The 23,707-nt window shown below is 42.1% G+C and carries 32 protein-coding genes; 4 read left to right on the top strand and 28 right to left on the bottom strand.

From position 1 onward, the window contains the following. Positions 1 to 95: 95 nt before the first annotated feature. From ptsP to ACQCT5_RS09055, 15 genes are all read right to left on the bottom strand, one after another. Positions 96 to 1,814, bottom strand: a complete 1,719-nt coding sequence (gene ptsP, locus ACQCT5_RS09125) for a phosphoenolpyruvate--protein phosphotransferase (RefSeq protein WP_499641092.1) — start codon at positions 1,812 to 1,814, stop codon at positions 96 to 98. Beyond that, positions 1,814 to 2,080 carry a phosphocarrier protein HPr gene (locus ACQCT5_RS09120; RefSeq protein ID WP_204415634.1) on the bottom strand — a complete coding sequence of 89 codons (267 nt, stop codon included), beginning with the start codon at positions 2,078 to 2,080 and terminating at the stop codon, positions 1,814 to 1,816. The genes ptsP and ACQCT5_RS09120 overlap by 1 nt, the downstream gene beginning before the upstream one ends. Before the next feature lie 448 nt (positions 2,081 to 2,528). Then, a complete protein-coding gene (locus ACQCT5_RS09115) occupies positions 2,529 to 2,711 on the bottom strand; it encodes a YqzE family protein (protein WP_499641090.1) in 183 nt (60 codons plus the stop codon). 29 nt (positions 2,712 to 2,740) lie between these two features. Further along, positions 2,741 to 3,256: a shikimate kinase gene (locus ACQCT5_RS09110; protein ID WP_499641088.1), complete on the bottom strand. Its 516-nt coding sequence runs from the start codon at positions 3,254 to 3,256 to the stop codon at positions 2,741 to 2,743. Positions 3,257 to 3,371: 115 nt separating this feature from the next. Beyond that, positions 3,372 to 3,596, bottom strand: coding sequence for a YuzF family protein (locus ACQCT5_RS09105; protein WP_499641086.1), 225 nt, complete (start codon positions 3,594 to 3,596; stop codon positions 3,372 to 3,374). 75 nt (positions 3,597 to 3,671) lie between these two features. After that, entirely contained in the window at positions 3,672 to 4,049 is a 378-nt protein-coding gene (locus tag ACQCT5_RS09100) for a hypothetical protein (RefSeq protein ID WP_499641084.1), read from the bottom strand. Beyond that, positions 4,042 to 4,485 (bottom strand): competence type IV pilus minor pilin ComGF, encoded by a 444-nt coding sequence (comGF, locus tag ACQCT5_RS09095; protein ID WP_499641082.1) that lies wholly within the window; start codon positions 4,483 to 4,485, stop codon positions 4,042 to 4,044. Before comGF ends, ACQCT5_RS09100 begins: the two co-directional genes overlap by 8 nt. Further along, positions 4,469 to 4,810, bottom strand: coding sequence for a hypothetical protein (locus ACQCT5_RS09090; protein ID WP_499641081.1), 342 nt, complete (start codon positions 4,808 to 4,810; stop codon positions 4,469 to 4,471). The genes comGF and ACQCT5_RS09090 overlap by 17 nt, the downstream gene beginning before the upstream one ends. Further along, positions 4,794 to 5,252: a competence type IV pilus minor pilin ComGD gene (comGD, locus tag ACQCT5_RS09085; protein WP_499641079.1), complete on the bottom strand. Its 459-nt coding sequence runs from the start codon at positions 5,250 to 5,252 to the stop codon at positions 4,794 to 4,796. Before comGD ends, ACQCT5_RS09090 begins: the two co-directional genes overlap by 17 nt. After that, a complete protein-coding gene (gene comGC / locus ACQCT5_RS09080; RefSeq protein ID WP_499641078.1) occupies positions 5,233 to 5,580 on the bottom strand; it encodes a competence type IV pilus major pilin ComGC in 348 nt (115 codons plus the stop codon). Before comGC ends, comGD begins: the two co-directional genes overlap by 20 nt. 1 nt (position 5,581) lies before the next feature. Then, entirely contained in the window at positions 5,582 to 6,619 is a 1,038-nt protein-coding gene (gene comGB / locus ACQCT5_RS09075) for a competence type IV pilus assembly protein ComGB (RefSeq protein ID WP_499641077.1), read from the bottom strand. Then, positions 6,603 to 7,670, bottom strand: a complete 1,068-nt coding sequence (comGA, locus tag ACQCT5_RS09070; RefSeq protein ID WP_499641075.1) for a competence type IV pilus ATPase ComGA — start codon at positions 7,668 to 7,670, stop codon at positions 6,603 to 6,605. Before comGA ends, comGB begins: the two co-directional genes overlap by 17 nt. A 367-nt stretch (positions 7,671 to 8,037) precedes the next feature. After that, positions 8,038 to 8,553, bottom strand: coding sequence for a type 1 glutamine amidotransferase domain-containing protein (locus ACQCT5_RS09065; protein ID WP_499641073.1), 516 nt, complete (start codon positions 8,551 to 8,553; stop codon positions 8,038 to 8,040). Between the two features lie 63 nt (positions 8,554 to 8,616). Next, positions 8,617 to 9,978, bottom strand: coding sequence for a lysine N(6)-hydroxylase/L-ornithine N(5)-oxygenase family protein (locus ACQCT5_RS09060; protein WP_499641071.1), 1,362 nt, complete (start codon positions 9,976 to 9,978; stop codon positions 8,617 to 8,619). A 172-nt stretch (positions 9,979 to 10,150) separates the two neighbouring features. Continuing rightward, positions 10,151 to 11,419, bottom strand: coding sequence for an ATP-binding protein (locus ACQCT5_RS09055; RefSeq protein ID WP_499641069.1), 1,269 nt, complete (start codon positions 11,417 to 11,419; stop codon positions 10,151 to 10,153). Between the two features lie 293 nt (positions 11,420 to 11,712). Between ACQCT5_RS09055 and ACQCT5_RS09050 the strand changes: the two genes are divergently transcribed. Further along, positions 11,713 to 11,868, top strand: coding sequence for a hypothetical protein (locus ACQCT5_RS09050; RefSeq protein WP_386635782.1), 156 nt, complete (start codon positions 11,713 to 11,715; stop codon positions 11,866 to 11,868). A 64-nt stretch (positions 11,869 to 11,932) separates the two neighbouring features. On the opposite strand, the gene ACQCT5_RS09045 is transcribed toward ACQCT5_RS09050, so the two are convergent. The 8 genes from ACQCT5_RS09045 to ACQCT5_RS09010 form a co-directional block, all read right to left on the bottom strand. Further along, positions 11,933 to 12,016: a YjcZ family sporulation protein gene (locus tag ACQCT5_RS09045; protein WP_078379727.1), complete on the bottom strand. Its 84-nt coding sequence runs from the start codon at positions 12,014 to 12,016 to the stop codon at positions 11,933 to 11,935. A 158-nt stretch (positions 12,017 to 12,174) separates the two neighbouring features. Continuing rightward, positions 12,175 to 12,522 (bottom strand): hypothetical protein, encoded by a 348-nt coding sequence (locus ACQCT5_RS09040; protein WP_499641067.1) that lies wholly within the window; start codon positions 12,520 to 12,522, stop codon positions 12,175 to 12,177. Then, entirely contained in the window at positions 12,523 to 13,584 is a 1,062-nt protein-coding gene (locus ACQCT5_RS09035) for a TolB family protein (protein WP_499641065.1), read from the bottom strand. A 107-nt stretch (positions 13,585 to 13,691) separates the two neighbouring features. Then, positions 13,692 to 14,762, bottom strand: coding sequence for an undecaprenyldiphospho-muramoylpentapeptide beta-N-acetylglucosaminyltransferase (gene murG, locus ACQCT5_RS09030; protein ID WP_499641063.1), 1,071 nt, complete (start codon positions 14,760 to 14,762; stop codon positions 13,692 to 13,694). A 134-nt stretch (positions 14,763 to 14,896) separates the two neighbouring features. Beyond that, positions 14,897 to 15,061, bottom strand: coding sequence for a YvrJ family protein (locus ACQCT5_RS09025; protein WP_499641061.1), 165 nt, complete (start codon positions 15,059 to 15,061; stop codon positions 14,897 to 14,899). Positions 15,062 to 15,613: 552 nt separating this feature from the next. Then, positions 15,614 to 15,829 carry a DUF2922 domain-containing protein gene (locus ACQCT5_RS09020; RefSeq protein ID WP_499641059.1) on the bottom strand — a complete coding sequence of 72 codons (216 nt, stop codon included), beginning with the start codon at positions 15,827 to 15,829 and terminating at the stop codon, positions 15,614 to 15,616. A 33-nt stretch (positions 15,830 to 15,862) separates the two neighbouring features. Further along, positions 15,863 to 16,078, bottom strand: a complete 216-nt coding sequence (locus ACQCT5_RS09015; protein ID WP_386635795.1) for a DUF1659 domain-containing protein — start codon at positions 16,076 to 16,078, stop codon at positions 15,863 to 15,865. Between the two features lie 127 nt (positions 16,079 to 16,205). After that, positions 16,206 to 16,595: a Spx/MgsR family RNA polymerase-binding regulatory protein gene (locus ACQCT5_RS09010; RefSeq protein ID WP_499641057.1), complete on the bottom strand. Its 390-nt coding sequence runs from the start codon at positions 16,593 to 16,595 to the stop codon at positions 16,206 to 16,208. 369 nt (positions 16,596 to 16,964) lie between these two features. Here ACQCT5_RS09010 and ACQCT5_RS09005 point away from each other — a divergent pair, with 369 nt between their 5' ends. Beyond that, complete coding sequence (locus tag ACQCT5_RS09005; RefSeq protein WP_499641055.1) at positions 16,965 to 17,216, top strand: DUF2626 domain-containing protein; 252 nt, start codon at positions 16,965 to 16,967, stop codon at positions 17,214 to 17,216. 40 nt (positions 17,217 to 17,256) lie between these two features. Here the strand turns inward: ACQCT5_RS09005 and ACQCT5_RS09000 are convergent, their stop codons facing one another. Together ACQCT5_RS09000 and ACQCT5_RS08995 are read right to left on the bottom strand one after the other, a co-directional pair. Then, a complete protein-coding gene (locus ACQCT5_RS09000; protein ID WP_499641053.1) occupies positions 17,257 to 18,384 on the bottom strand; it encodes a class I SAM-dependent methyltransferase in 1,128 nt (375 codons plus the stop codon). Positions 18,385 to 18,386: 2 nt separating this feature from the next. Next, positions 18,387 to 19,019: an MBL fold metallo-hydrolase gene (locus ACQCT5_RS08995; protein WP_499641051.1), complete on the bottom strand. Its 633-nt coding sequence runs from the start codon at positions 19,017 to 19,019 to the stop codon at positions 18,387 to 18,389. An 84-nt stretch (positions 19,020 to 19,103) separates the two neighbouring features. Here ACQCT5_RS08995 and ACQCT5_RS08990 point away from each other — a divergent pair, with 84 nt between their 5' ends. Both ACQCT5_RS08990 and ACQCT5_RS08985 read left to right on the top strand, forming a co-directional pair. Next, entirely contained in the window at positions 19,104 to 19,589 is a 486-nt protein-coding gene (locus ACQCT5_RS08990; RefSeq protein WP_499641049.1) for a hypothetical protein, read from the top strand. 101 nt (positions 19,590 to 19,690) lie between these two features. Further along, the gene (locus ACQCT5_RS08985) at positions 19,691 to 19,864 is read left to right on the top strand and encodes a DUF2759 domain-containing protein (protein WP_204415759.1); all 174 of its coding nucleotides are present in this window, start codon (positions 19,691 to 19,693) and stop codon (positions 19,862 to 19,864) included. Between the two features lie 410 nt (positions 19,865 to 20,274). On the opposite strand, the gene ACQCT5_RS08980 is transcribed toward ACQCT5_RS08985, so the two are convergent. The 3 genes from ACQCT5_RS08980 to ACQCT5_RS08970 all read right to left on the bottom strand — a co-directional run bounded on the left by ACQCT5_RS08980 (position 20,275) and on the right by ACQCT5_RS08970 (position 23,586). After that, a complete protein-coding gene (locus ACQCT5_RS08980; RefSeq protein WP_499641047.1) occupies positions 20,275 to 20,592 on the bottom strand; it encodes an MTH1187 family thiamine-binding protein in 318 nt (105 codons plus the stop codon). A gap of 19 nt (positions 20,593 to 20,611) precedes the next feature. Then, on the bottom strand, positions 20,612 to 21,739 hold the full coding sequence (locus tag ACQCT5_RS08975) for a YqgU-like beta propeller domain-containing protein (protein WP_499641045.1): 1,128 nt from the start codon (positions 21,737 to 21,739) through the stop codon (positions 20,612 to 20,614). Positions 21,740 to 22,341: 602 nt separating this feature from the next. Then, on the bottom strand, positions 22,342 to 23,586 hold the full coding sequence (locus ACQCT5_RS08970; protein WP_499641043.1) for a M14 family metallopeptidase: 1,245 nt from the start codon (positions 23,584 to 23,586) through the stop codon (positions 22,342 to 22,344). Positions 23,587 to 23,707: the final 121 nt, after the last annotated feature.

Raw genomic sequence — 23,707 nt, 5'->3', positions numbered from 1 at the left:
ACCACAATCGATTCGTTTCTTTCTTACCTACAAGAAAAATTGCGCAACAGAAAAAGCCAATCCCTCATCAAAAGGGATTGGCTTATCATCTATCATTACTTCATGAATTTCTCTTTTACAAACTCTACCACTTCTTCTGCTGTGCCCATGGATAGAATCTGCTCTCTGTAGGAAGCTGCTTCTTCCTTGGAGATGCCTCTCAGCTGGGTCCGTGCCGGAAGGATGCTTGTGGCGCTCATACTGAACTCGTCCAGTCCAAGACCAAGCAGGATCGGAATCGCAATCGGATCACCAGCCATCTCGCCGCACATACCGGCCCATTTGCCGTTTTTGTGCGCAGCCTGGATGACGTTATCGATCAAGCGAAGGATTGCCGGATTGTATGGCTGATACAGGTAGGAAACCTGCTCGTTCATTCGGTCGGCAGCCATCGTATATTGGATGAGGTCATTCGTCCCGATACTGAAGAAATCTACTTCTTTTGCGAAGATATCAGCCAGGACAGCTGTGGATGGAATTTCCACCATGATACCAAGCTCGATATTTTCGTTCACTTCTGTACCGTTCTTCACTAACGCTTCTTTCTCTTCTAGAAGAATAGCTTTCGCTTGGCGGAATTCATCCAGCGTCGCAATCATAGGGAACATGATTTTCAGGTTTCCATATGAGCTGGCACGCAATAGCGCTCGAAGCTGAGTACGGAAGATTTCCTGCTCCTCCAAGCAAAGTCGGATAGCACGGAAGCCAAGGAAAGGGTTCATCTCTTTAGGAAGATTCAGATAAGGAAGCTCTTTGTCCCCACCGATATCCAATGTACGGACAACCACAGGTTTGCCATCCATTCTTTCCAATACTTCTTTATATGCTTTGTACTGCTCTTCCTCTGTCGGAAGCTCGGTTCTGCCCATGTAAAGGAACTCCGTGCGGTAAAGGCCGACACCTTCTCCACCATTTTCAAGAACCCCTTTAACATCCTTAGGCGTTCCGATGTTCGCAGCAAGCTCCACTTGCTGACCGTCTGATGAAAGACTGTCTTCGTTTACAAGCTTTGCCCATTCTTTCTTCTGCTCTTCATGCTTTTTCTGTTTTTCGGTGTATGTAGCAATTTCGACGTCAGTCGGATCAACAATTACTACCCCATCCAGGCCGTCCACTATGACCATGGTGTCATTCTGGATGATTTCCGTTACATTTTTCGTTCCCACTACCGCAGGAATTTCCATGGAACGGGCCATGATTGCGGAATGGGAAGTGCGCCCGCCGATATCGGTTGTAAAAGCTTTTACATATTGGCGGTTCAATTGAGCTGTATCGGAAGGAGTTAGATCTTCAGCAATGATGATCACTTCTTCGGAAATAAGGCTCGGATTGGATACGCCTACACCAAGTAGATGAGCAAGAACACGTTTCGTCACGTCGCGGATATCCGCTGCACGCTCCTTCATGTATTCATTATCCATCTGTTCAAACATGTTGATGAACATGCCAGCCGTTTCATCTAAAGCAACTTCCGCATTTACACTGTCGCTTTTGATTCTATCATTGATTGGATTCAAAAGTTCAGGATCACTTAATACGAGCAAGTGAGCAGAGAAAATCTCAGCTTTGTCCGCACCTAATTCGCGATGGGCATGCTCCTTGATCTTTTCCAATTCATTCTTGGAGGTTTCTACAGCTTTTTCAAATCTTTCCACTTCCGCTTGGGCATTGTCAATCGTCTTTTTCTCCACAGTCAATTCCGGGTTTTCAAGACGATATGCTTTCGCAATGGCAATACCGCTAGAAGCAGGTATACCTTGGATCGTGTTTGACATTATTCCCCTAACCCTTCTGATTTCAAAGTTTCTTCAATAGCAGAGATTGCCTCGCTCTCATCAGAACCTTCTGCAACAATCTTGATTTCCGCTCCTTGAGGAATCCCTAAGGACATAACACCCATGATGGATTTAAGGTTTACGGATTTTCCGTTGTACTCAAGGTTAACTTCAGCATCGAATTTACCTGCTGTTTGCACCAATTGAGTAGCTGGACGTGCGTGAATTCCTGAATCTGCTGTTACTTTGAATGTTTTTTCTGCCATTGTAATCGAACTCCTTTAAGTATGTTTTATTTTATTGATAGTACTTAATGTACATGGTTCCTCTAATAGTTTTCAACAAATAAGCAACTATCACCTTTAAATTTGTTGAAAATCAGCCTCAAGGAATTTTCAGAAACCCTCATTACATAAATAACTCCCTATTCCATTTTTCCTATACCCTGTTGCCGCTGCTGCTAACCACGAGGTAAAAGGGAAAATCAAAAAAGGCATGAGAAAGAAGATTGATCAAATTCAAAGGGTATGTCTTCCTCCCTTAGTATTGGTCAAAACCTCTTTACTCATGCCTGATCGTATCAGTAACACGTAAAGTTCCTATGCTCACTTTGAAAGCATTTGCATAGATATGTAATTGATTGCTTCTAACTGTCCGAAGAGATTGTAGCATAAAAATCTAAAAGCATGCAATACTTTTCTCCCTTTTGCACCTTTACATTTTTTTCTTTTTGAAGAACATCATGATTGCGAAAGGGATTACTCCAAAGAGCTGATACACGACAGGTGACCGTTCAAGCTTTCGCTGGTTGCGCTGCGCCTTCTTCACTTCTTTGGGCTGATCCATATAGGTTACTAATTGCTGTGTCACATATTTGACATAATCATTCGTTTTCAATGGGCTCACCACCAGGTTTTGATTGCCTATTAGTGTTGACGAGAATGCCAGCTTTTAATCGCATCAGCCAACTTTTCCACTGCTTCAAGAATACTAAGAGAACTCGTATCCATCATGATATGCGCCATTTTATATAAAGGGAGCCTTTCGGAAAATAGTGCCTTGATTTCCTCTTTGCTTTTTTGTTGAATCAGCGGTCTGGTGATGTCATTTTCCAGCCTTTGAAGCACTACTTCCATGTCACAATATAAAAATACCATTAAACCATTTTCTTTCATCAAGGAGATATTATCCGCTCTTTTAATGATTCCTCCGCCGGTCATGATAATGGAATCGGTCACAGGCAATCTCTTTAGCACTTCCTCCTCCAACCTTCGAAAATCCGCTTCCCCATATTTTTCAAAAAATTCACTGATGCTCTCATTTATTTTTTCTTCTATTAGAATATCTGTATCATATACGGCCAGGCCTAGCTTCTCTCCCAAAGCATGTCCTATTGAAGTTTTTCCCGCTCCCATGAAGCCTGTAAGGTAAATGCTTTTCATCAAACTCCCTCATTTCCTTGTTGCTATTCACTCCATTATAGGAAAATATTGCGGATTTCTCCACTATAAAAGGTGCTTAATCAGTTTTATCAAATGATTAAACACCTTATTTTGGTTAATCAGGCATGACCCATATAATTTCTGCTGTCCGAACAAAGAAATTTGAATCTCCTTCATATAAAACAATATGATCCGGCTTAACATCACGTAACGTTCCTCTGATCGACCCGCGGGAGGTTTCGACCACGACCGTACTTCCTTTTATACTCATCAACGTTTGATAAACAAATGGCTCAACAAGCATGTATTGAATCGGTTCTCCATTTTGACCTTGGTTCACCTTACATATACCTCCTTTATCACACGGTACATTTATATGATAAAAGATGTGCTTTGGTGTAGGCATTCGCCCAAATCAATTGGATTCCACCCAGGATACTACTCTATACGTTGTCCGTTCATATAGGATGGTTGCTTCGTATTTCCTGTCTTTTGTGGTCGTACAAATTATTTTGATCTGTGTCACGGGATACTCATCGTTTGCGGTGATCACTGCATTCCCATTTGGAAAATTGATGTTGGATAAGGGAGGAAAACGATCCACTTCGAGTTCCCCCTCTACCTTCTCCCAGGAATATCTCATCATGCCTTCCAATTCGAATAGCTCCCCTGACTCTGTATAAAATGCTTTTTCCATCCTGTAAAGCTCTATTTGGTGAAGCAGCATGGAAGATAGCAATAAGGATATGAGGAGCGTCACCGGGAAAATATATCCCTTTTCCTTTCTATTCATGCGGCCAATCCATCAAGATGGCATAGATTGGAATCTCATAGAAATCACCTTCTTCTCCGGTAATAAAAAGTATCGCTCCGTTCCTTGCTTGCACAAATACCACATCCTTTACATTCTGCAGCATTATCTCATGACCTGTGCCATTTACACGCCTTCTGATGTTACCTTGATATTTCTCATAGGTGATACTCTGATTGTTCCTGTTCTTGATTGTTAGTATCTTATCTGTTGCCGTTACCGATTTTGCCGTTCGGATCTCTACCTTTGCCTGTTGAGTGAATACCTCCAGCTCAAGGGGGTGGATTCCCTTCTCTTCCTTCAGCAAGGTGTAGATTGTCTGGAATAGAATCGGGAGAAATGCAGTAATGATCAGTACGACCGAAAAACTGACAAGTGCCTCCATAAGTGTAAACCCTTGTTCATTCCCCTTCTTCATCCCGGTACACACACCTTCTTTTTTCCCTTTTTCGATAATCCAGGTATTCGGCACAAATAGCCGGGAGGGTAGTTTCAACTGATTGGTAAAGCCGAAATCTGGTTCCATTACTTTCAATTTCCTTTCCGATAAACATACCTCCACTCAATCGCACATTTTCCAATTCTTTTGTAAGAAGAAGCCTGGCTTCCCGATCGAGCTTAAAGTTGTTTCTTTCTTGATTGATCCTGACAAGGCTTGGCAGCAATAAGGTCATGATGATCATCCAAACGATTAGTGCGGCATGCACCTCAAGTAGGGTGAACCCCTTAGACTGATTCCACATAGAATCTACCCTTTCCCAATTGGAAAACTAAACGGTAATTTTCCAGATTCTTATAGGATATTCCCATTGTTCCTGCTTTTTGGATGCTTCCATGAGATTGAAATACCAATAACGTTCCCATTGTCCGCGGGTCGATCTGGATGTCCTCATGATAGTTTCTTCTTAGGAGTTCATTTCCTGGCCCTTGGGTGACCCGGTAATAGTGATTGCTTGGACTGAAAGTGATGGTTACCGACCTTCTTGTACTCATGGCATATTGCTGGGCAAATAACAGGTCGTTGGTAAGCTCACTGAAAAAGTTTTTTGTTACATGTTTTTCTTCTATCGCAGCTATTTTCAGGATGGTAAATGAAAGAATAACAGACACTACCGATAGGACCAGAAGCGACTCGACAAAGGTAAAACCTTTTTGTGATTTACCTTTACGGCGTTTCCGGGGCATCAACCGCTTCCACTACTCCGTCAACAGTAAGTGCTATCACCTTGTCATTCGGACAATAAAGGACATCATCATCTGCAAATTTATCCTCTAAATAATCCGGAGTATTCAAATCCTGAAGATCTGATGGTTCCCGGTCATTTTCCAAGCGGTAGGCCTGCATCTGAGCCTCGACCATCTTCACCAGGGCATCGCACCCCTTATCACCGATCAGCCCGGAATTCTTCGATACATTCGGCAGCATGATCAATAGTAGAATCGTAATGACAAGCATCACCAAAAGCATTTCCACCAGTGTAAAACCTTGTTCATTTTTGAATAGCTTTATCATTTTATAACCCTCCTAATAATTGAAACATCGGAATGAAAATACATAGATATAGCAGCAGCACGAACAAGCCAATAGCCAGGAAAAGGCAAGGCTGTATTTTTCCAAGTGCACTCTCCATTTTTCTTTGGAGCTTATCCAGCAGAAGTCCACTGAAATCATCCAGCTCCCGAGGCAGTCTCCCATTCTTCTGTCCATGTAAAATAGTCGGTGCCAGACCCTTATCGAAAACAGATTCGTTTTCTACAACCTTCTCCAATTTTTCCCCTTCTAACAGTCGCTCCCTGTATTCGGATGCTCTGTATTTGAAATAGGGATTATATGTTTGCTGCTCAAATACGCCGATGGCATCATTGATGGTCATTCCGCTAGCGAGCAGACTACTGAGTTGCTGGGAAAAGTAATGGGAGTAGTGAAGGGTTAGAAACGTTCTAAGTATAGGGATTTTCATCATCCAGGAGATTTTATGGACGGGATGAATGGTTTTGGCATAGGTTTTAATGAGTAGGAGAAGGACACCTGCCAGAAAACATACGGAAAGCAGGAAAAATGGAAGATTGCTTGTTACGGTGAAGAAAATTTGTATTCCTTTGTTTATCGAAATGTTCATCTGTTGAAATAATAGCGTAAATTGTGGCAGCAGTACCGTTTGCACAAAGAATAGCATCAACATGACCAGGATCATCAAAAAAATTGGGTAGCGTATCAGTGTAAGCAGCTTTTGCTTGTAATACCTCTTTCTTTTCATCAACTGTCCAGCAGTCCGAAATGCCTCACCAAGATTACCGTGTCGCTGGGAGAAGAAGAGCAGGGATAAAACATCCTGATGAAAATGGAGCAACTCCAGTACCTTGTGGATGCTATAGCCGTTTTTCAATTCATTGACGGCAAGATGCAAATCAGTCTTTTTGTGACCTTCATAATGAATGCACATCAATTCTATGGCCTCAAGGAGCGCATATCCATTCACATACAGATCCCCTATACGAAGAAGAAATTCCTCCTGCTCCTTTAGGCTCCACCCTCTATTTCTCCATTCCATCAAAGACCCACCGCTCATACTCGCTCTGTTTGATAAACCCGAGAGCTATCCCTTTTTTTATCACTTCTTTAAGCGTCGGGTACGTCAACTCCACTTCCGCCCCATTGCATTCTTTCATAACCTTTCCAAGCTCTTTCCCATAGAGCAGTTCATGGACACTTGCAAGGCGATGGATGCGATATTTTCTGCAGAATGCTGTGCATTCCTCCAGACAAAATGGACACTTCAGCTCCACGAGCCTCTGCGCAGAAATGGCAATTAGCGTCTGTTCCAGCTCTTGTGGAGTGACGCCGAATTCCAAAAGCCGATAAACCGCCCCTTTTGCATTCCTCGTATGCAAGGTGCTCAATACAAGATGTCCGGTCATGGAGGCTCTGATTGCAATCTTCGCTGTTTCCTCGTCCCGGATTTCCCCAACCATAATGATATCGGGGTCATGTCTGAGTATCGCTTTTAAACCGGTGGTATACGTAATTCCGGCCTTTTCATTCACTTGAACCTGCAACACATTCTTGCTTTTGCGTTCCACAGGATCTTCTAGGGTGATAATATTCCGTTGTAAAAGGGATTTCGTTTCTTCAATTAAGGAGTAAAGGGTGGTGGTCTTGCCCGATCCGGTAGGACCCGTAAAAATAATCAATCCATGGGAGTATTTCATTAAGGAAAGAAGCTTGGTGGTGGAGTTGGGAAATAGGGTCATGTATTTCAATGGTTGATGAGAATCCTGTGGGAGGATGCGAATAACTACACTTTCGTTATAAAGGGTCGGTAAAGTCGAGAGTCTGAGGTTGATCTGTTTGGTATCAATGGTGAGCGTTAGGGCGCCGTTTTGCGGTTTTCTTGTTTCTCCAATGTCCATGGAGGCTTGGAATTTAAGATGGGAGACCATTCTCTCATAGATGTCGAGTGAAATTTCCTCCTGCTCATATAGGTAATGGTCTACCCTGAACATGAGGATTGCGGAAGATTCCAAAGGCTTTATGTGGATGTCTGAAACCCGAAGCTTAAGCGCTTGACGAACGAGGTCTTCACACTTTTGTTCAATAGTCATTTTTCACCTCGATTATTTTTTTACGGTACGTTTCTCCTCTCCTAAATTTTTACTTGCTCCTATGATTTCTACAAATATCGAGCAATTCCTGCAAGTTTTTTATTTTTTTCAGAAATGCTCTTTTAAACACCGCTATTGATTTCCGCAATAGGCTGCGCTTTCCGCGGGGCGTTTGGGAAGCCTCCTCGGCTACGCCTGTGGGGTCTTCCCTAAACGCTACCTCCCGCAGGACAAGGAAGGCTGCGGCAGCGATACATCGCACGAGGAAAATGCTCGCATTTTCGAGGAGTCTTCGCCTATTGCTCCAATCAACAGCTAGTATACAGAAAAATACCAGACCGTCAATTCGGCCTGGCTTAATTGAATTTTATTTCAATAGTTTCAATGATTCACGAATGAAGGCTGGAAGGTCGTCAGGTGTTCTGCTTGATACCAGCTGTTCATGGCAAACGACCACTTCTTCGTCATGGAAGTTTGCTCCTGCATTTTTCAGGTCCACTTTAATGGAGGTGTAGCCAGTTATATCCCGTCCTTTTAACGCCTCCGCTGTAATCAGCAGCTGCGGTCCATGGCAGATTGCAAAAACAGGCTTCTGGTCATCCATAAATGCTTTGGCAAACGTCACGAATCGATCATCAGCTCTTAATATATCAGGTGAGAAACCACCGGGAATAAACAGAGCATCAAATTGATCAGGCGTCACATCATCAATCCCAGTATCTGATGTCACTTCCGTATCTTCAGTTTTACCAGTCAAGGTTTCCCCCTTCGACTTTTCGATGACAGTCAGGCTATGCCCAGCTTCCTTGAAGGCTTTTGCCGGTTCTGTGTATTCCGAGTCCTCGAACATATCTGTCATCACTACCGCAATTTTTTTACTCATATCTATCGACTCCTTCTCCTATTAGTTACATAGATTAGGTACCCGTCCATCATCAGAATAAACTTAGATTTCCACATCGGGCATGAATTGCTGGAACACCGCATCGTTTGTAATAGGATAGATTTCCTGTTTTGCTATCTCATTAATGATGATCTGATTTCGCATCACGGCGAGGCTCAGGTTGGTAGCTGCCGTCCCGTGGCTGTGCTCCAAATTCGTTGAAACAAAAATCTGATGGATGCGTGTTTCTTTCCAGACAAGCCTGAACCTTTCATCCACTTTATATTCCTTCTCACTTTCCCAGACAAGCTTATCCTTCATGTCCCAGATCCATCCGGGGATATGCGGCTTGTATCCGGTTGCCAGTACCACCTTTTCCGCTTCCCTTCTGAAGTGCTCCCCTTTTTCCCATTGCAGGCAGGTCAGTTCCACTTCAAGGCCATTGTCTACTATTTCTTCCACCTCTGTCAGAGGCTGTATCGTTATCTTCTTATCCCTGCCTTCCACCGATCTATTATAAAGTAAATCATAGATTCTCACTAAAGTGTCCCTATCGACCCCATTACGGACCGTATGCAGCCTCTCTAAGGCTTCTTTTCTTTTTTCATAGTCCAATCCATGGAAATAGCGGACATACTCTGGTGAGAATACCTCCTGGCCAAGCTTTGCCATTTCCAGCTGGGAAAAGGTCGCTGCCCTTGTATACCAGGTTAACGTATAATCATAATGCTTCTGATCCTCCAACAGCTCATAAAAGACCTCGGCAGCACTTTGTCCAGACCCCACAACTACAATGGAGCCCGAGTCTTTAATCCTTTTTGCATGTGGCAGATACTCGCTCGTATGCACCACATTGTTCCTGCTTCCCTTTTTCAATTTCTCTGGAATAAACGGGACATTTCCTGTTCCCAGAACGATATGCCTTGAAAAGTAGGTGTTTGTGTCCTTTGTAATCACGTCCCTGACCTTCACAGAGTAGACCATTTCCCCTGAATGGTTGTCTTCTGAGACATCTATCACTTCTTTACCGAAGTGACAGGATGGCAATTGATCCACTACCCATTTTGCATAAAGATTGTAATCCCGGCGCGGAATATCAAATCGTCGAAAAAAATAAAACTGGTACAACCTATTCTGTTTATGTACATAGTTCAAAAAGCTGTATTTACTGGTAGGATCGGCAAATGTGACCAGGTCCGCTATAAACGGCACTTGCAGATCAGATTGCTCTATCAGCATTCCTGGATGCCAGTTGAACCCTTCCTCTTTATCAAAAAAAAGCGCCTGCATGCTCTTCTGTGTGTCCAGCAGTGCAGCCAGTCCAAGGTTAAACGGACCAATGCCTACCCCAATGCAATCATAAATGATAGTTTTTTCCATTCCTGTTCCCCCAATAATCGTTTCTTTCGTCACTTGTGTCAGCATTTTATTATTACCCTTTTTCCCTGAATTTCTTATCTTCATAAAAAAAAGGACAGAAAAGTTTCTGTCCTAAAAGTATTACGTGCACGAAAGGAGAAGGAAGTTGTACACCATACATTCTATGTGTTTTTTTTCGAACTGCTTGGTCATCTATCTTCTATCAAACGCACATTTTTTAAGAGGTCGGTAGAGATAGAGTAACAACAGTACCTACGCCTTCCTTGCTTTCAATGGATAAGTGGCCATTATGCTCCTGGATGATTTTATAAGTAATCGTTAATCCGAGCCCCATCCCTTTTTCCTTGGATGTGAAAAAAGCATGTCCGAGAAGTTTCTGGTTTTCCACACTTATGCCCATCCCATTATCGCGGATTTTTATCGTTATATAATTTTTACTTGTCCCAAGGGAAGATATATCAATTACGCCTCCGTTCGGCATTGCCTCCATCGCATTTTTGATGAGATTGAGGAATACCTGCTTCAACCCATTTATATCACCTTTCACCATGGTTGACTCGTCAATGTTATTCAAATGAATATGTATATTGTTTTTCAATGATTCATTACTCACTAAATCGATCACATACTGAATCGCATCCGTCAGTGGGACAACCACCAATTTCTTGGTATGCGGCTTGGAAAGTATCAGCATTTCACTAACAATGTCATTGATTCGATCAATTTCCGACAGCACCAGATTTACATGATCCTTGTTTGTTTTTCCTGATTTCTGGATAAGCTGGATGAACCCTTTTATCGCAGTTAACGGATTTTTTATTTCATGAGCAATACCAGCGGATAATTCCCCTACTACCGACAGTTTTTCTTTAGTCACCAGCAGCTGTTCCGCCTTTTTCAAGGAAGAAATGTCTCTCCCGATGGTTACAAGCGCTCTTCTTTTCCCATCAGGATAGAACAGTGGAACCTTGATGACATCAAAGGTCTTCTGTTCTCCACAAGGAATCGCAAATGATTCCTCGTCTCGGGTGATTTTACCTTCTTTCCATGTCCGCTCATCCGTATCTGTGCAATAGGCAAACGCTTCTTTGAAATGAGGAGAATATTCGCCCAGTTCCATATCCGTTTTGCCCTTATAATCGACATTTTGCAGTTCATATAAGGAAAGGCCATATTCATTTGCCAGCAGCCACCTGCCCTCTCCATCTTTGAAACAGACAAAGTCCGGCATATTATTGATGAGAGTCAAGAGCTCGTGTTCTTTCTGCTCCAAAGCTTTTAGGGCCTCATGTTTTTTAATGATTAAATATATAAGTACGGCGGTTATGATGATGAATACCCATCCCTTTAACAGGTTGATATATTCCGCCATAACGAGATTATTATTTTGCCGTAGGCTGTATAGCCAATAATCAGTCAGGGTAACCCAAAGGATTCCAAAAAGCAGATAGATTAATGGCAATAGCCGTAGCCAATTATTTTTCATACAATACCCCTATTATCTTAGATAGTCTAATTTTGTCAGGTTCCGCTTTTTCGACTTGTGCTCCCTATATTATAAAGGTTTCCTTAAAAAATAAACACAAAGTCCTTGTTGGGAAAGTAACACCACAAAACATCGTTTAATTCATCATTTTCATTATACACTTTCCCAAGTCCCAATTTCCATCTTCTTATTCAATCGAACCTACCTTGCTAAAAAGCTTGGCAGGTTTAGAAGGATTCTTACAGGGTATATATACCATATACAAAAACAGTGATGAAAGGATGAGGATGAACATGATCGAAGACAAAGATGTCAGAGTGGAACGGAGAGAAACAAAAGAAGATAGAGGATTAGTTGCATCCACATTTATCAAATATACCGCATACTTGGTAATTTTCTTTGGTATCATCTGGTTTATCATTTCTTATCTGCTACCTATGTTCCAATAATATTATTAACAGTAAAGATAAAGACAGGAAAGGTCCATAAGACCTTTCCTGTCTATTTTGCATTTTAGTAGAATGATTTGCCTACAATCACTAGTAAGATAAACAATACTAAAATTAACACAAAGTTGTTGCCATAAGACCCACTCATCTATCCACACTCCTTCCCGCAAGTGATACTATATACTATGAAAGGCTATTTAATTGTGTATAGACAAGTGTTCTTAGTATCCAACATTTTTACTAGGATAAAATCAAAAAGTACAGGAAATCCCTTAATGGGCCTGCGCTTATTCCTGTTGACCATGACTAGTGTGCATGAAACAGCATCGGGGCCATGATAGCGAGAACCGTGGCTGCAACCCCAATAAGTAAAAGTAGTACATAGGTGATAAACCTGGCATTCTTTTGATAGAGCATGACACAGGTAAAATAGAGGAGGGCTGATATCGCGATAAAGACGAGTGCCTCCACCCTGGTGTCCCATCCATGTTTTTCCAGCTCAAACTGCAGGAATGTCTGCAAAATAAGACCACCGAAAATTAACAGACCAATCCAATAAGCGAGTGTGTTACGTTTCATCCAACTCATCCCTTTATTTTTCTCTTTCTCTACTGTAACACACCAGCCATCCTCAACAGAAGCGATACCCTCCACTTATAGTGCCGTTCCTGAGAATTGGGGCATTTGCAAAGTAATGGATTTTATCCTTTCTCCATTCAGATCCAACGCCCATAGCTTGAAATTGGCTTGTCCTTTTGTCCAGCTTTGATCTTGAATAAAAAGCACCCGATTGGATTGGTGAAAGAATGTCGGTTCCGTAATGAAAGTGCGGAAGCTTGTCACAGGCTCGACTTTATCCCCATTAATATCCATCGTATATAATTCATAGATGGTCTGTGATTCTTTCCGGGGATTCGCACTACCAGCTGAAAAGGCAATAAGAGACCCGTCAGGAGAGATCCTTCCACTGTAGATAAGATCTGAAGCAACGCCTTTGTTGTTCGGCTTTACCATTTTTGCTTCCTTCTGTTCTTTATCGTATACAATGTAGTTTGAAGTCGTTTTCCCTTCTTCCCCTTCATCCACCTGGACATACCCAATCTTTTTCCCATCCTCGGTAATGGACAGGCTTCGTTTCTTTAAGCTTTGCGTCTTCGTTAATCTTTCTTTGTTTTCTCCCGTTACCGAAATGGAATAAAGGTCCACATTAACCGGGCCTGCCTTTGGACCGATACCTTCACTATTGTAGTTTTCAGCCCCCAGATAGTAGATTTTTTTGTCATCCTCGGAAAAAATGGCGTCAATGATAAGCTCCTTATTTTCCGAGAGCCTCATGAGATCATTGCCATCCCTGCTCATGATATACAGCGACTGCTTCAAGTTTTCCGTTGTTTTCTCTTGCGATAAGAATAGAAGTTTCTCTCCACTCCTGGAGTACCTTGGATGAACATGACTTTCATTCTGCCTAGGGTAGGTCAGCTGCACAACCTCAGTGCCATCAAGATTAGCTTTATATAGTGCTCCATCTCCACTTTGATAGAAAGGAAAAACTATCTTTTGATCATCCGGTGACAAGGTGACGGTATCTCCAAAACCATGGTCGATCGGAATCCACGACCTAGTAAACCGTTCCGAGAAAAAATACAGTAGCACCGATATGATAATGACAAACGCAATGAGAGATATAGTAAATAGCTTCAATGTTTGTTTTTTCAATAGAATCGCCATCTTTCATTTTTTTCTCTGCATAGTTTACCCAAAACCATGGAAATCCTTACAAAAAAACAATCTTTAACAGAGGTGCCTGTTAAAGATTGTTCCTGTTATTTTGCTATCTTGATAATTTCAGAAAGAATGATTTCCAGTGTATTAGGCGCACTGTCCTTCTCCATATTGCCTACAAGTAACTCTTTTTCATTCTGCAATTCCTGTATTTTGGCCGCTAGAGATGATTCAGTAAGCTCCTCCTCAAGCAATACTTTGGCAAATCCTTTTTTCTCAAAGGAGTTGGCATTTAGAATCTGATCGCCTCTGCTTGCTGCCCGGGAAAGCGGAATTAGAATCATAGGCTTGCGCAGCGCCAGAAATTCAAAAATGGAATTCGCTCCAGCCCTTGAAATAATATACTGGGAGGCTGCCAAAATGTCAGGCAGTTCGTTGGAAATGTACTCGAACTGCTTATAGCCTTTTAGTTGGAGCAGGTTTTCATCGACATTCCCTTTTCCGCAAATATGGACAATTTGAAAGTTCTCTGTCAACGAAGGAAGGATCTTTCTTACCGTTTCATTGATTTTCTTCGCACCTAAACTTCCACCCATAATCGTAAGAATCGGTTTTGGCTCATGAAAGCCTAGAAGCGCTTTCCCTTCTGTTGCTCTGCCTTTGAATAGTTCTTCACGGATAGGTGACCCGGTGAACAGAACCCGATCCGACGGAAAATGCTTTAACGTTTCATCAAACGTAACAAAAACCTTTGTTGCAAACTTGGTTGCGATTTTATTTGCAAGACCAGGTGTGATATCCGATTCATGTATGACAACCGGTATCTTCAGCATCTTCGCTGCAACTACCACCGGAACTGTCACGAATCCACCTTTGGAAAATACAACCCTAGGTTTTTCTTTTCGCAGAACGAAATAGGCCTCCATTGCCCCTTTCATAATTTTCAATGGATCGGAAAAATTCTTCCAATCAAAATATCTTCTCAGCTTTCCGCTTGAAATGCCGTGAAAGGGGATATTTTCCTTTTTGATGATATCCTCCTCTATGCCTTTTCTAGATCCGATATATGTAATGTCCCAGCCTTTTTCCTTCAGCTTGTTCATAATGGCAATATTAGGGGTAACGTGTCCGGCAGATCCTCCACCAGTAAAAACAATTTTATTTTTTTTCATACCTTCATCATCCTTTTTTATTCCTCTTAAGTCTCTACCCTATATTATTATCGAAATGCACCAGAAAGGCAAAAATATTTTCAAACAAGAAAAAGCCCAGAAGACGGGTCTGTCCGCATTCTAGGCTTTTCTACCTATTTTGTGCTTCGCTTGGGCTGGGTGTGGAAAGTCATTTGGTAAGGCAATTGCTGCAGCGTTTTGGTCACATTATCAAGCCTCTGCTCGATCCTGTGCAACAGATAGAACGTCACAACAATCGGGAATCCCACTTCACTGATCCACGTCCACCATTGTTCCATATATAAACCTCCTTTCTTTAGTTGAGATTGTTTAACACTTTAAACACCGCTGTTGATTTCCGCAATAGGCTACGCTTTCCGCGGGGCGTTTTGTGGAGCCTCCTCGGCTACGCCTGTGGGGTCTCCACTAAACGCTACCTCCCGCAGGAGTCTTCGCCTATTGCTCCAATCAACAGCTAGATTCTTAATAAATCAATACTAGATACTAACAGAAGCCCTCATGTAAAAGATTTACAACATGAGAAATGAAAATATAGTGCAGACGTTATGGGTAACTTGCCGCCCGTGTTGATTGGAGTGCAAGGCGTGAGACTCCTCGAAAATGCGAGCATTTTCTTCGTGCGATGTATCGCTGCCGAAGCTTTCCTTGTCCTGCGGGAGATAGCGGTAGACTTGAGACCCCGCAGGCATACCGAGGAGGCTCAAGCACCGCCCCGCGATCGCTGCCACCTGGAACGGAAATCAACTGGGAGTTAAACCGAACAGACACTATTTTCATTGTTGCCTTTCTGTAAAAGAAAGGGCCTACTGATGTAGACCCTTCCCTTTGGATTATGCTATTTCGATTTCGGTTACGTTGCGCTCAATGACTTTTGCTCCAACAGCTGAAACCAGATTCCCGCCACTGGAAGTGAAGACATCAGCTGCAATAATGGAATCCATCGCAGTTGCCAACTCTTCACCTGTCACATCTGAACGAGGATCATCGACCGTGATTTTCACGGATTTTGCTTCCTCATTTAAGAAAAACAATTCCAATGTGAACATTCCCATTCCTCCTTTCCTCTAGTTTAGTAGGGGTTACCCTAAGTGTTGAAGCTCGTTACGCTTGACACTTGCAACAGGTGTGTTCTGTAAGCCGGAAATGGCAAATCCAGCTGCCAATAGTCCGTCTGCTGTAGCATCCACCTTGATGTTGTTGTAGTTCTTCGTACGATACTGCATCTTACCGTTCTCATCATCCCCAAGCTCATACACCAGACGCAATTGGGAATTCTCAATAGTTACTTCCGCCATGTTCTCACCCCCTTTCACCTCTTATATAAAGGGAAATGAGAAGAAAGTAGCGCCTTTTTAAAAAACATAATAAAAAGACTTATTCAGCCAGGAGGAATAAGTCTTCTTAAGGGTGCACCTTATGCATTTATGATACGGACTGCTTTAACTCCTGCTTCGCCTTTTTCTTCGCGATCTTCAGCAGCCCTGATTCATTGTAGCCCACGATCAGTTTATTTCCGTTCGTAATGATCGGTCTTCTAAGTAGTTTCGGCTCCTCGATCATCAACTTGATTAACTCCGAGAGGGACAGCTCATTTACATCTATCCCCAGATCCTTGAATGTCTGGCTTCTAGTTGCAAGTATTTCATCAATTCCATCTGTCGTTAAGGAAAGTATTTTCAGCATTTCTTCATATGATGGCGTTTCTCTGAAAATGTGCTTTTCACGAAAATTGACATTGTTGCTGGTTAGCCACTTTTTAGTCTTACGGCATGATGTACAACTTGGATAGCTGTAAAATATGATTTCATTCATCACAAATACCTCCCAATAAATTTTTACGAACAGGATATTTTCTTTGTTGCATTCATTGTACATCACTTGTATAACTTTTGTATAGTATTTTGTTCAATTAATTTTGATATATTTTTCCCCATAATTTTTGCAAGGTTTGTCACCCGCTCAGAAAGGCAATACATAATAAAGAGATTCCTTGAGAAACAACCTAATTTGACCATGCGGATCTTTTTAATTGCTGTATAATATGTAGATAGATAGCGAAAAATGTATTTATTATGTAATCGTCACAAACTAGAAACAAACGCTTATTTACAAGTAAAGTCTTGGTACATTATAATAAGTAAGTGACAAGCATATGGATAAGTGCGTAAGGAGGGGATACATATGGATCGTATGTACCGTGTAATGGGTTTCTGGACAGGGATATTTGCTGTTATGTTCTACCTTGGACACATGACTCAAACGTCTTTACTATTCTTTGGACAAACGGTATTCTTCATTTTATTAAGTTACTTAAAGCTATCAGAACGTATGTACATTTATATCTTTGGTGCATATTTAACAATTTTCTTCGTCGGCTTTACGTATTGGACAACATTTATGATGGTACCAGGTGCTGATACTGGCGGACATTAAGCCGTAAGCACTTTGCCATCACAAAAAGCGATGACTCCTGTCATCGCTTTTTTTCGTTGTCATCGACTATTCCAGCCCATGAACCGTTACTATTCTTTTCATGGATCAGGACTTGGAATCCATGGCTCCATCCTGAATCCAATATTAAATTTCTTATCGCCCTGTTTCTTTTGCTTTGTTCCGAAAAAGGGTTGGGATCATAATTTTCCTGCAGGTATTCCAGGATACCCGCTGAGACGAGGAATTCCCCTTGATGTTTTGTGAGAATCGACAGCATGCCCTCAACCGATAAAGCATGATTCAAAGCATCAAGGTGAATGTGTGAGGTCAAATCCATTTCACCCGGATGGAGAAGCGGGTCTCTGATCATCTTATGCTGATAATAGCCTCTCAAGCTTCCGTCGTGGTGCTCAGGCTGCATCAGCTCTTCGAAGCTATACCCGTAATCCACTGTAATGATGGAACCTTTGGTGAGGAAGCAGGATAGCTTCTTTGCATAATTCATCATGGCTAAGGGAATTTCCATCCGCTGTCCTTCCTTCAGGTCCAGGTCGAAGCAGGTCAGGTATTGCTCGATTTCGGGTGAGGATGGACTATCTGTGCTTTCCATCAACTCCCCACCATCACTCACACTAACAAATACCTCCAACAGTTGCCCGTTCTTTCTTTCCACCACATGAACAGGAAAAGCATCAAATAGTTCATTGGAGAAGATGATGCCTTTCATTTCCTTTTCCGGCATCTCATCCAAGGATGAATAGAAAGAAACACCGCTTTCCCCTGCCAATACCGCACGTTGACACTCTAAGTGAAAGGGACTGGACTCTATCATCCTATAGGAGACCATATGATATAAATCCTCATCAAGTATCTTCATTTCTTCTAACAGCTGCTTGGCAAACCTTCCAGTTCCACCACCTATCTCACAGATAACCGGAGCAAATGCATTTTGTTTAAAATAACGGACAAATAATCCTGCAAATACCCTGCCATATATATCCGAAACATTACTGGAGGTCAGAAAATCCCCTTTTGCACCCACCTTGTCCTTGTGCTTCATATAATAACCAAACTCGGGATGGTACAGGACTTCATTCATATAGGTCGCATAACTGATTTTCCGCCCTGCCGAATTTCTTATTTTATCTGCCAGGAAATCCGGAACCATGATCAGAAGCCGTTCAGGAAAGGATTACTGTCCATTTCCCGTTCGATGGTAGTAGTCATTCCATGCCCTGAAAGTACTGTCGTCTCCTCAGGCAACACCAAAAGCTTATCATGTATACTTTTAATCAGCCTGTTATGATCTCCGCCTGCCAGATCTGTTCTACCGATGCTTCCTGCAAAAAGGGCATCTCCGGCAAAAACCACCTTGCTCGCTTCATGATAAAAACTGACACTTCCCGGTGAATGGCCAGGAGTAAATAAAACATCCAGCGTAAAATCGGAAATGACAAGCTTCCCTTCTTCCCCAATCAATTGATCGGCAGGTTGAGCGGTGATAGGGCCAAGTTGAAAGAACTGCGACCCGTTCAGGCTGGGATCCATCAACCAATTTTTTTCTTTCTTATGCAAGTAGACAGGAACCTTCCAATGGTCGCGGACAGCATCCACTGCTCCGATATGATCGAAATGTGCATGTGTCAAGAGAATAGCTATCGGCTTCCATCCTTTTTCTTCTATGTATTGGATCAATGCTTCGCCCTCACTCCCAGGGTCGATGACCAAGCATTCTTTTTTCGAATTTATTAATAGGTACGCATTGGTCTGTAATGGCCCAAGCGGCAACTGCATCCATTTCATTTTTTATTCACACCTTTCTTGAAGTATCCTCCCAACTATTTTACACTATAGGAAGAAGCTTGAGAAATGAAAGGATACGTGCCTATGAAGTCGATGTTTGGATTGGAAATACAATGCGCCGATGATACTCCACAATACTTACAGAATCTTTTGTTGCAAATTAAGCACACAGCGAGCATCTATGATGTGGACGAGAATTTATTGATTACCGATTCCGCGATGGAAGCAAAGGTGGTCAAGAACCTGTTGAAAGATCGATGCCTGCTCGAAGAAACCTACATACTATCCCTATTGGAGAATCCTGCTCCCTCCTCTCTCTTTACCGACTATGGGTTTATATCGGAAAAGGAAAACCATTACCTGTATCAGGCCATGACAGCTGCTTTTCATATCAAAAGCGGGAAAGTGGAGGATATCAATATGGCGCTCATTCAAATGGATGAATCAATCATCGCCGTGGAGGAACAATATAAAAAGCTGTATTTCATTGATAAGGAAAGCAGGGAATACATCCTTAAGGTCGCAAAAGCATATGACATAGAAGTGTCATTTTTGGACCTCGACAAATAGTGGGAAAAGATTTAAAATATAAAAAGAGTGTAATGTCTTATTACATACTTTTTTACCGCCATTTCTCATAAATATGAAATGATTCCGAAAGGAGCGTTAACATGCCATTAGTTATTATCTTTGGTCTAGTAACGATATTGTGTTTATTCGCTATCGTTCGTTCTTTGCGTGAGAAGAACTTCCTAGCACTGCTATTCGCTTTAGGTACAGTTGTTGTATTCGGAGCATTTACGGTAGCTACCCTGATCACATCGGGTTACCCTGTAGCCCACTAATCTAATGAGAAAAAGAGTACTTCGCAAATATGCGGAGTACTCTTTTTTTTGACAACACATTATTCCCGATCTGAATATACTGATACTATCTGAAGTGTTGATAGAATCAGCGTATAAATTGATCGCACTTTATACAAAATTAAAGTAGGAACATGACATTGAATTCTACTTATTCTAAAGAAGGGTGTGACGGGAGATTGTCGGTAAAAACAGTTTGTGGTATTTGTAATGGGTCCGGTAGGATAAAGCTCGGTTTCCTGCCTATTATGAAAAAATGCTCGAGGTGCAATGGGTGCGGAAAATTGAAACGGCCTATTTCTTTCTAAAGATACATTTCCCTTGAATTTCTTGAAGTTTTTTTATTTCAACAAACGCCTGACATTCCTTTTAGAAATCCCAGGCGTTTATCTTTATCGTTGTGACCTTTTGGCTGCGACCGCAGCCAGTTTGTCCTGCATTTTGACCTTTTTATCTCGACGGTCATCGATACGTATATTGGTTGCAACACGATGTAAACCTTGTTGAAAAGGAGCCTCATGTATTGCCAAGATCACGTTAAAAAGTTCCGGCAGATCCCCTTCAATAATCGTGCTCATCGGAGTCAACTGATAATTGATTTTACCTTCTTCTTTGTAGCCCTCCAGTATCTCCTGGATCTCGGCCACATAATCACTTACACTCGGTCCGTCTGTTCCAATTGGAATAACGGTTACGTCCACAATTGCCATAATCGTCCCACCATCCTTGCTACGAATATTTAACTAAGTCTATCATCTCTTTTTCAGGAATGAAAATCAACTGTTCCAATTGATAGCCGTACAGACAAAATAGCCCGTTTGGAGAAAATTTGATCGGTTTGTTTTCGAGCTTTTCTAGCAGGACTTCCTTTTCACCTTCTTCGACATGGAAGGATATAAATTGGAACGAATCTGTAAGTCCTTCAACAGTCCCTCCACTAGAAGGAATAAAAGTATAGAACTGGTTGGCGGAACTGACATATTCATAAAACGGTGTAACATAATTGGAGTACATGGATAATAGGGGTGCCTGGAACTGATGCACATTCTTGTATGTGATTGTATTGAGAAAATTGTATTGTGCCAACAGTTCATTTTCCATGTTAGTGGTCATTGTCATCACTAAATCTGAAAGTGAAGTAAACATGATCACATTCTCCATGAGTTGTTCTGTTTGGTCTGTCAGCACATCATATGAAAGTAAAGGAGCCGTTAAGGATGGTTCATCCTGATTCCAATTAATGTAGCCCACTTTGCTCTCTCCAAGCCATTGAACAAATGGGTTGGTGAAATTCTTCTTTTTCATTTCTTTAGTTGAGATATCCAGCAGATACCCTTCAAATGTCCAGTCTTCATGAAAAGAAGAGACGGCGATATGTTTGTTGGTATATGGGTTCCACGAATAGACCAAATCTTGAGAATCAGGGAATTTCCAATGGGTGACAAGATTTCCGGAGGCATCCACCACACTTATGTGTCCTTCAGTGAAGGATGGGGCAGTTTGGATGACAAACAATTCATTGGTGCTGTTTGCTTCCACGGTCATAATAGGTGAATCAGAGGTATAAAACAGGGTACTTTCTCCTGATCGTACGTTGAAGGTATGGACTTCAAACTTTCCTGAGGACTCCATAATATATAAAACCGTTTCATCATTCAGCCATTCCACTACAGCACTGAACGATTCGAAAGGAGTTTCAATTTGTTTAATTTCATCTATTTCGTAAGGAACAGGATTTTCTTTCACCACTCCCTCCGATATAGGAGGGGAATCCACTACTTCCTTCGGTTTCTGAGATGGCTGGCATCCTATAAGAAGACTACATATCACACTTAAATAGACCATTCCTTTTTTCATTCCAGCCCCCCTAAATTTTCCTTTTCTTCTATTACGATTATGAGGCAGGAATAGTTTCAATACAAGGGTAAAAAGGGAAGAAAAATTAATAATTTTTTAAAGGAACGTTCTTGTAAAACACCGCTGTTGATTTCCGCATTAGGCGCAGCGACCCAAGGGGCGTTTGTGGAGCCTCCTCCCGCAGGAGTCTTCGCCTATTGCTCCAATCAACAGCTAGACAACACCTTAGTAATCTTCACTAGTCTTTAACAAAGAACGACCCTCACTAAAAATATTTACACCATGAGAAATAAAAATATAGTGCGGACGTTATGCTTCACCTGCCTACCCTGTTGATTGGAGTGCAAGGTGTGAGACTCCTCGAAAATGCAAGCATTTTCTTCGTACGATGTATCGCTGCCGAAGCCTTCCTTGTCCTGCGGGAGATAGCGGTAGACTTGAGACCCCGCAGGCAAAGCCGAGGAGGTTCAAGCACCGCCCCGCGATCGCTGTCGCCTGGAACGGAAATCAACAGGGAGTTTAACAGGACACACACTTATTTTCTAGGTAGCCAAAAGAAAAAAACGCATCCTCCAGATATGGACACGTTGGTTAAAATAAAACTATATATAGAGCGAAGCGAGACAGATGCCGAACACTTTCTGATAGATGTTTTCAAATTGTGAGAGGGGTAAAGGGTTAATCCCTTTGCCAAGCTCCAGGGTAAAGCCAGGCTTTTTAAACTCCTGGATAAACCAATCTTTATAACCTGCATGACTGTCCACATACCGCACGCTCTTATAGTTGCTTACCCGTTCAAACTCCTCCGCCATTCTTTCTGCTTCAGCAGGTTCGAATCCTTCATAGCCCCAGTAGAACTCTTCCCCTTGCGTATGAAAGGCTACAACCATGTCGAAGTTTTCCCTTTTCGTCAATTCCGCCATTGCAACCACTTCCGGTTCCGTCAGCGCATCATCACCTGGGTAGTCTCTCGGCGCAGGGGCTTTCGGCTCTTTACGCTCCTTTTCAATCTCCCACTTTGCCGGAAATTGATTATTCAAATCCACTCCACGAATATTGGCCTTCCATCCTGTAAAATCAGGATGATCCCGATTGATGGTCGCAGCTTCCTGATGATACCGCTCTTCTTCTAATGGCCCCATAAGCACAAGATCTACTCCATCAGGATTGACCATCGGCACGATAGAAAGTGTCACCTCTTCGAATAAGGGATAAACCGGCACCCCTCTCAGAGGTTGATTATTTGTTAGTGCTAGCAGATAATCATTCAGAAAAGTCATAATCACAGAGCTCGTAATCCACTCATTTGCATGAAAGCTCCCATTCCAATGTATTTTCTTTTTCCCTCTCCCTAGCTTCAGATGGTAAAGTGGCTTTCCCATGACAGATTGTCCGATAGTGGCACACTCTAGAAAAGGATAAACATCAATCAATTGGTTAAGGTCTTCCGTGTATACGTTAGAATCATATTTACGAGTGGAGTCTACGATACGGTCCGCCAATCTTTTTGGTAAATCAATCGTTTCCCCTACGTTTAACATGGTAAGATCCTTATTGTGATTGACTAAATAGAGGGCATCCAATCCAATATGAAGACTTCTTGCAAGACTATATGCGGTATCTCCACTTTTGACCCTATACGCTTCCCTTACAAACCCGGCAATCGCAACTTCAGAGGCTTGCTGCAGGTTTTCTGCATTCAGCTTTTTATTAGCTTCTGTTAAAAGCTCAAGCCGCACTCCAAATAGCTGACTGTAATACCAAATTGTATCTCCACGTCTCGGATTCACCTTCAATGCAGTGAACTTGTTTTCTGTTGCACTGTTTAAACCTTTATCTTTTTTCATCACTATCTGTCACCATCCGGTCCATGTCGAAATCTACCTCTATTTGCCCTTATTGTTTCTACTACTGTATGAAAGGCTTTCATTCGCTAGAACAGAAATTTGGCAACAAGAAAGGGGATGT

This window comes from Sutcliffiella halmapala (genome assembly GCF_050107295.1).
Classification (GTDB): Bacteria; Bacillota; Bacilli; order Bacillales; family Bacillaceae_I; genus Sutcliffiella_A; species Sutcliffiella_A halmapala_A.
The sequence above is the reverse complement of the archived record's forward strand: the minus strand, read 5'-3'. Positions and strand labels throughout refer to the sequence as shown.

Excerpts from the sequence above, each read along its gene's own strand:
- ptsP (WP_499641092.1), bottom strand. The coding sequence starts at position 1,814 with ATGTCAAACACGATCCAAGGTATACCTGCTTCTAGCGGTATTGCCATT.
- ACQCT5_RS09120 (WP_204415634.1), bottom strand. The coding sequence starts at position 2,080 with ATGGCAGAAAAAACATTCAAAGTAACAGCAGATTCAGGAATTCACGCA.
- ACQCT5_RS09110 (WP_499641088.1), bottom strand. The coding sequence starts at position 3,256 with ATGAAAAGCATTTACCTTACAGGCTTCATGGGAGCGGGAAAAACTTCA.
- ACQCT5_RS09100 (WP_499641084.1), bottom strand. The coding sequence starts at position 4,049 with ATGAATAGAAAGGAAAAGGGATATATTTTCCCGGTGACGCTCCTCATA.
- comGF (WP_499641082.1), bottom strand. The coding sequence starts at position 4,485 with ATGAAGAAGGGGAATGAACAAGGGTTTACACTTATGGAGGCACTTGTC.
- ACQCT5_RS09090 (WP_499641081.1), bottom strand. The coding sequence starts at position 4,810 with ATGTGGAATCAGTCTAAGGGGTTCACCCTACTTGAGGTGCATGCCGCA.
- comGD (WP_499641079.1), bottom strand. The coding sequence starts at position 5,252 with ATGCCCCGGAAACGCCGTAAAGGTAAATCACAAAAAGGTTTTACCTTT.
- comGC (WP_499641078.1), bottom strand. The coding sequence starts at position 5,580 with ATGATAAAGCTATTCAAAAATGAACAAGGTTTTACACTGGTGGAAATG.
- comGB (WP_499641077.1), bottom strand. The coding sequence starts at position 6,619 with ATGGAATGGAGAAATAGAGGGTGGAGCCTAAAGGAGCAGGAGGAATTT.
- comGA (WP_499641075.1), bottom strand. The coding sequence starts at position 7,670 with ATGACTATTGAACAAAAGTGTGAAGACCTCGTTCGTCAAGCGCTTAAG.
- ACQCT5_RS09065 (WP_499641073.1), bottom strand. The coding sequence starts at position 8,553 with ATGAGTAAAAAAATTGCGGTAGTGATGACAGATATGTTCGAGGACTCG.
- ACQCT5_RS09060 (WP_499641071.1), bottom strand. The coding sequence starts at position 9,978 with ATGCTGACACAAGTGACGAAAGAAACGATTATTGGGGGAACAGGAATG.
- ACQCT5_RS09055 (WP_499641069.1), bottom strand. The coding sequence starts at position 11,419 with ATGAAAAATAATTGGCTACGGCTATTGCCATTAATCTATCTGCTTTTT.
- ACQCT5_RS09050 (WP_386635782.1), top strand. The coding sequence starts at position 11,713 with ATGATCGAAGACAAAGATGTCAGAGTGGAACGGAGAGAAACAAAAGAA.
- ACQCT5_RS09045 (WP_078379727.1), bottom strand. The coding sequence starts at position 12,016 with ATGAGTGGGTCTTATGGCAACAACTTTGTGTTAATTTTAGTATTGTTT.
- murG (WP_499641063.1), bottom strand. The coding sequence starts at position 14,762 with ATGAAAAAAAATAAAATTGTTTTTACTGGTGGAGGATCTGCCGGACAC.
- ACQCT5_RS09025 (WP_499641061.1), bottom strand. The coding sequence starts at position 15,061 with ATGGAACAATGGTGGACGTGGATCAGTGAAGTGGGATTCCCGATTGTT.
- ACQCT5_RS09020 (WP_499641059.1), bottom strand. The coding sequence starts at position 15,829 with ATGTTCACATTGGAATTGTTTTTCTTAAATGAGGAAGCAAAATCCGTG.
- ACQCT5_RS09015 (WP_386635795.1), bottom strand. The coding sequence starts at position 16,078 with ATGGCGGAAGTAACTATTGAGAATTCCCAATTGCGTCTGGTGTATGAG.
- ACQCT5_RS09010 (WP_499641057.1), bottom strand. The coding sequence starts at position 16,595 with ATGAATGAAATCATATTTTACAGCTATCCAAGTTGTACATCATGCCGT.
- ACQCT5_RS09005 (WP_499641055.1), top strand. The coding sequence starts at position 16,965 with ATGGATCGTATGTACCGTGTAATGGGTTTCTGGACAGGGATATTTGCT.
- ACQCT5_RS09000 (WP_499641053.1), bottom strand. The coding sequence starts at position 18,384 with ATGGTTCCGGATTTCCTGGCAGATAAAATAAGAAATTCGGCAGGGCGG.
- ACQCT5_RS08995 (WP_499641051.1), bottom strand. The coding sequence starts at position 19,019 with ATGAAATGGATGCAGTTGCCGCTTGGGCCATTACAGACCAATGCGTAC.
- ACQCT5_RS08990 (WP_499641049.1), top strand. The coding sequence starts at position 19,104 with ATGAAGTCGATGTTTGGATTGGAAATACAATGCGCCGATGATACTCCA.
- ACQCT5_RS08985 (WP_204415759.1), top strand. The coding sequence starts at position 19,691 with ATGCCATTAGTTATTATCTTTGGTCTAGTAACGATATTGTGTTTATTC.
- ACQCT5_RS08980 (WP_499641047.1), bottom strand. The coding sequence starts at position 20,592 with ATGGCAATTGTGGACGTAACCGTTATTCCAATTGGAACAGACGGACCG.
- ACQCT5_RS08975 (WP_499641045.1), bottom strand. The coding sequence starts at position 21,739 with ATGAAAAAAGGAATGGTCTATTTAAGTGTGATATGTAGTCTTCTTATA.
- ACQCT5_RS08970 (WP_499641043.1), bottom strand. The coding sequence starts at position 23,586 with ATGAAAAAAGATAAAGGTTTAAACAGTGCAACAGAAAACAAGTTCACT.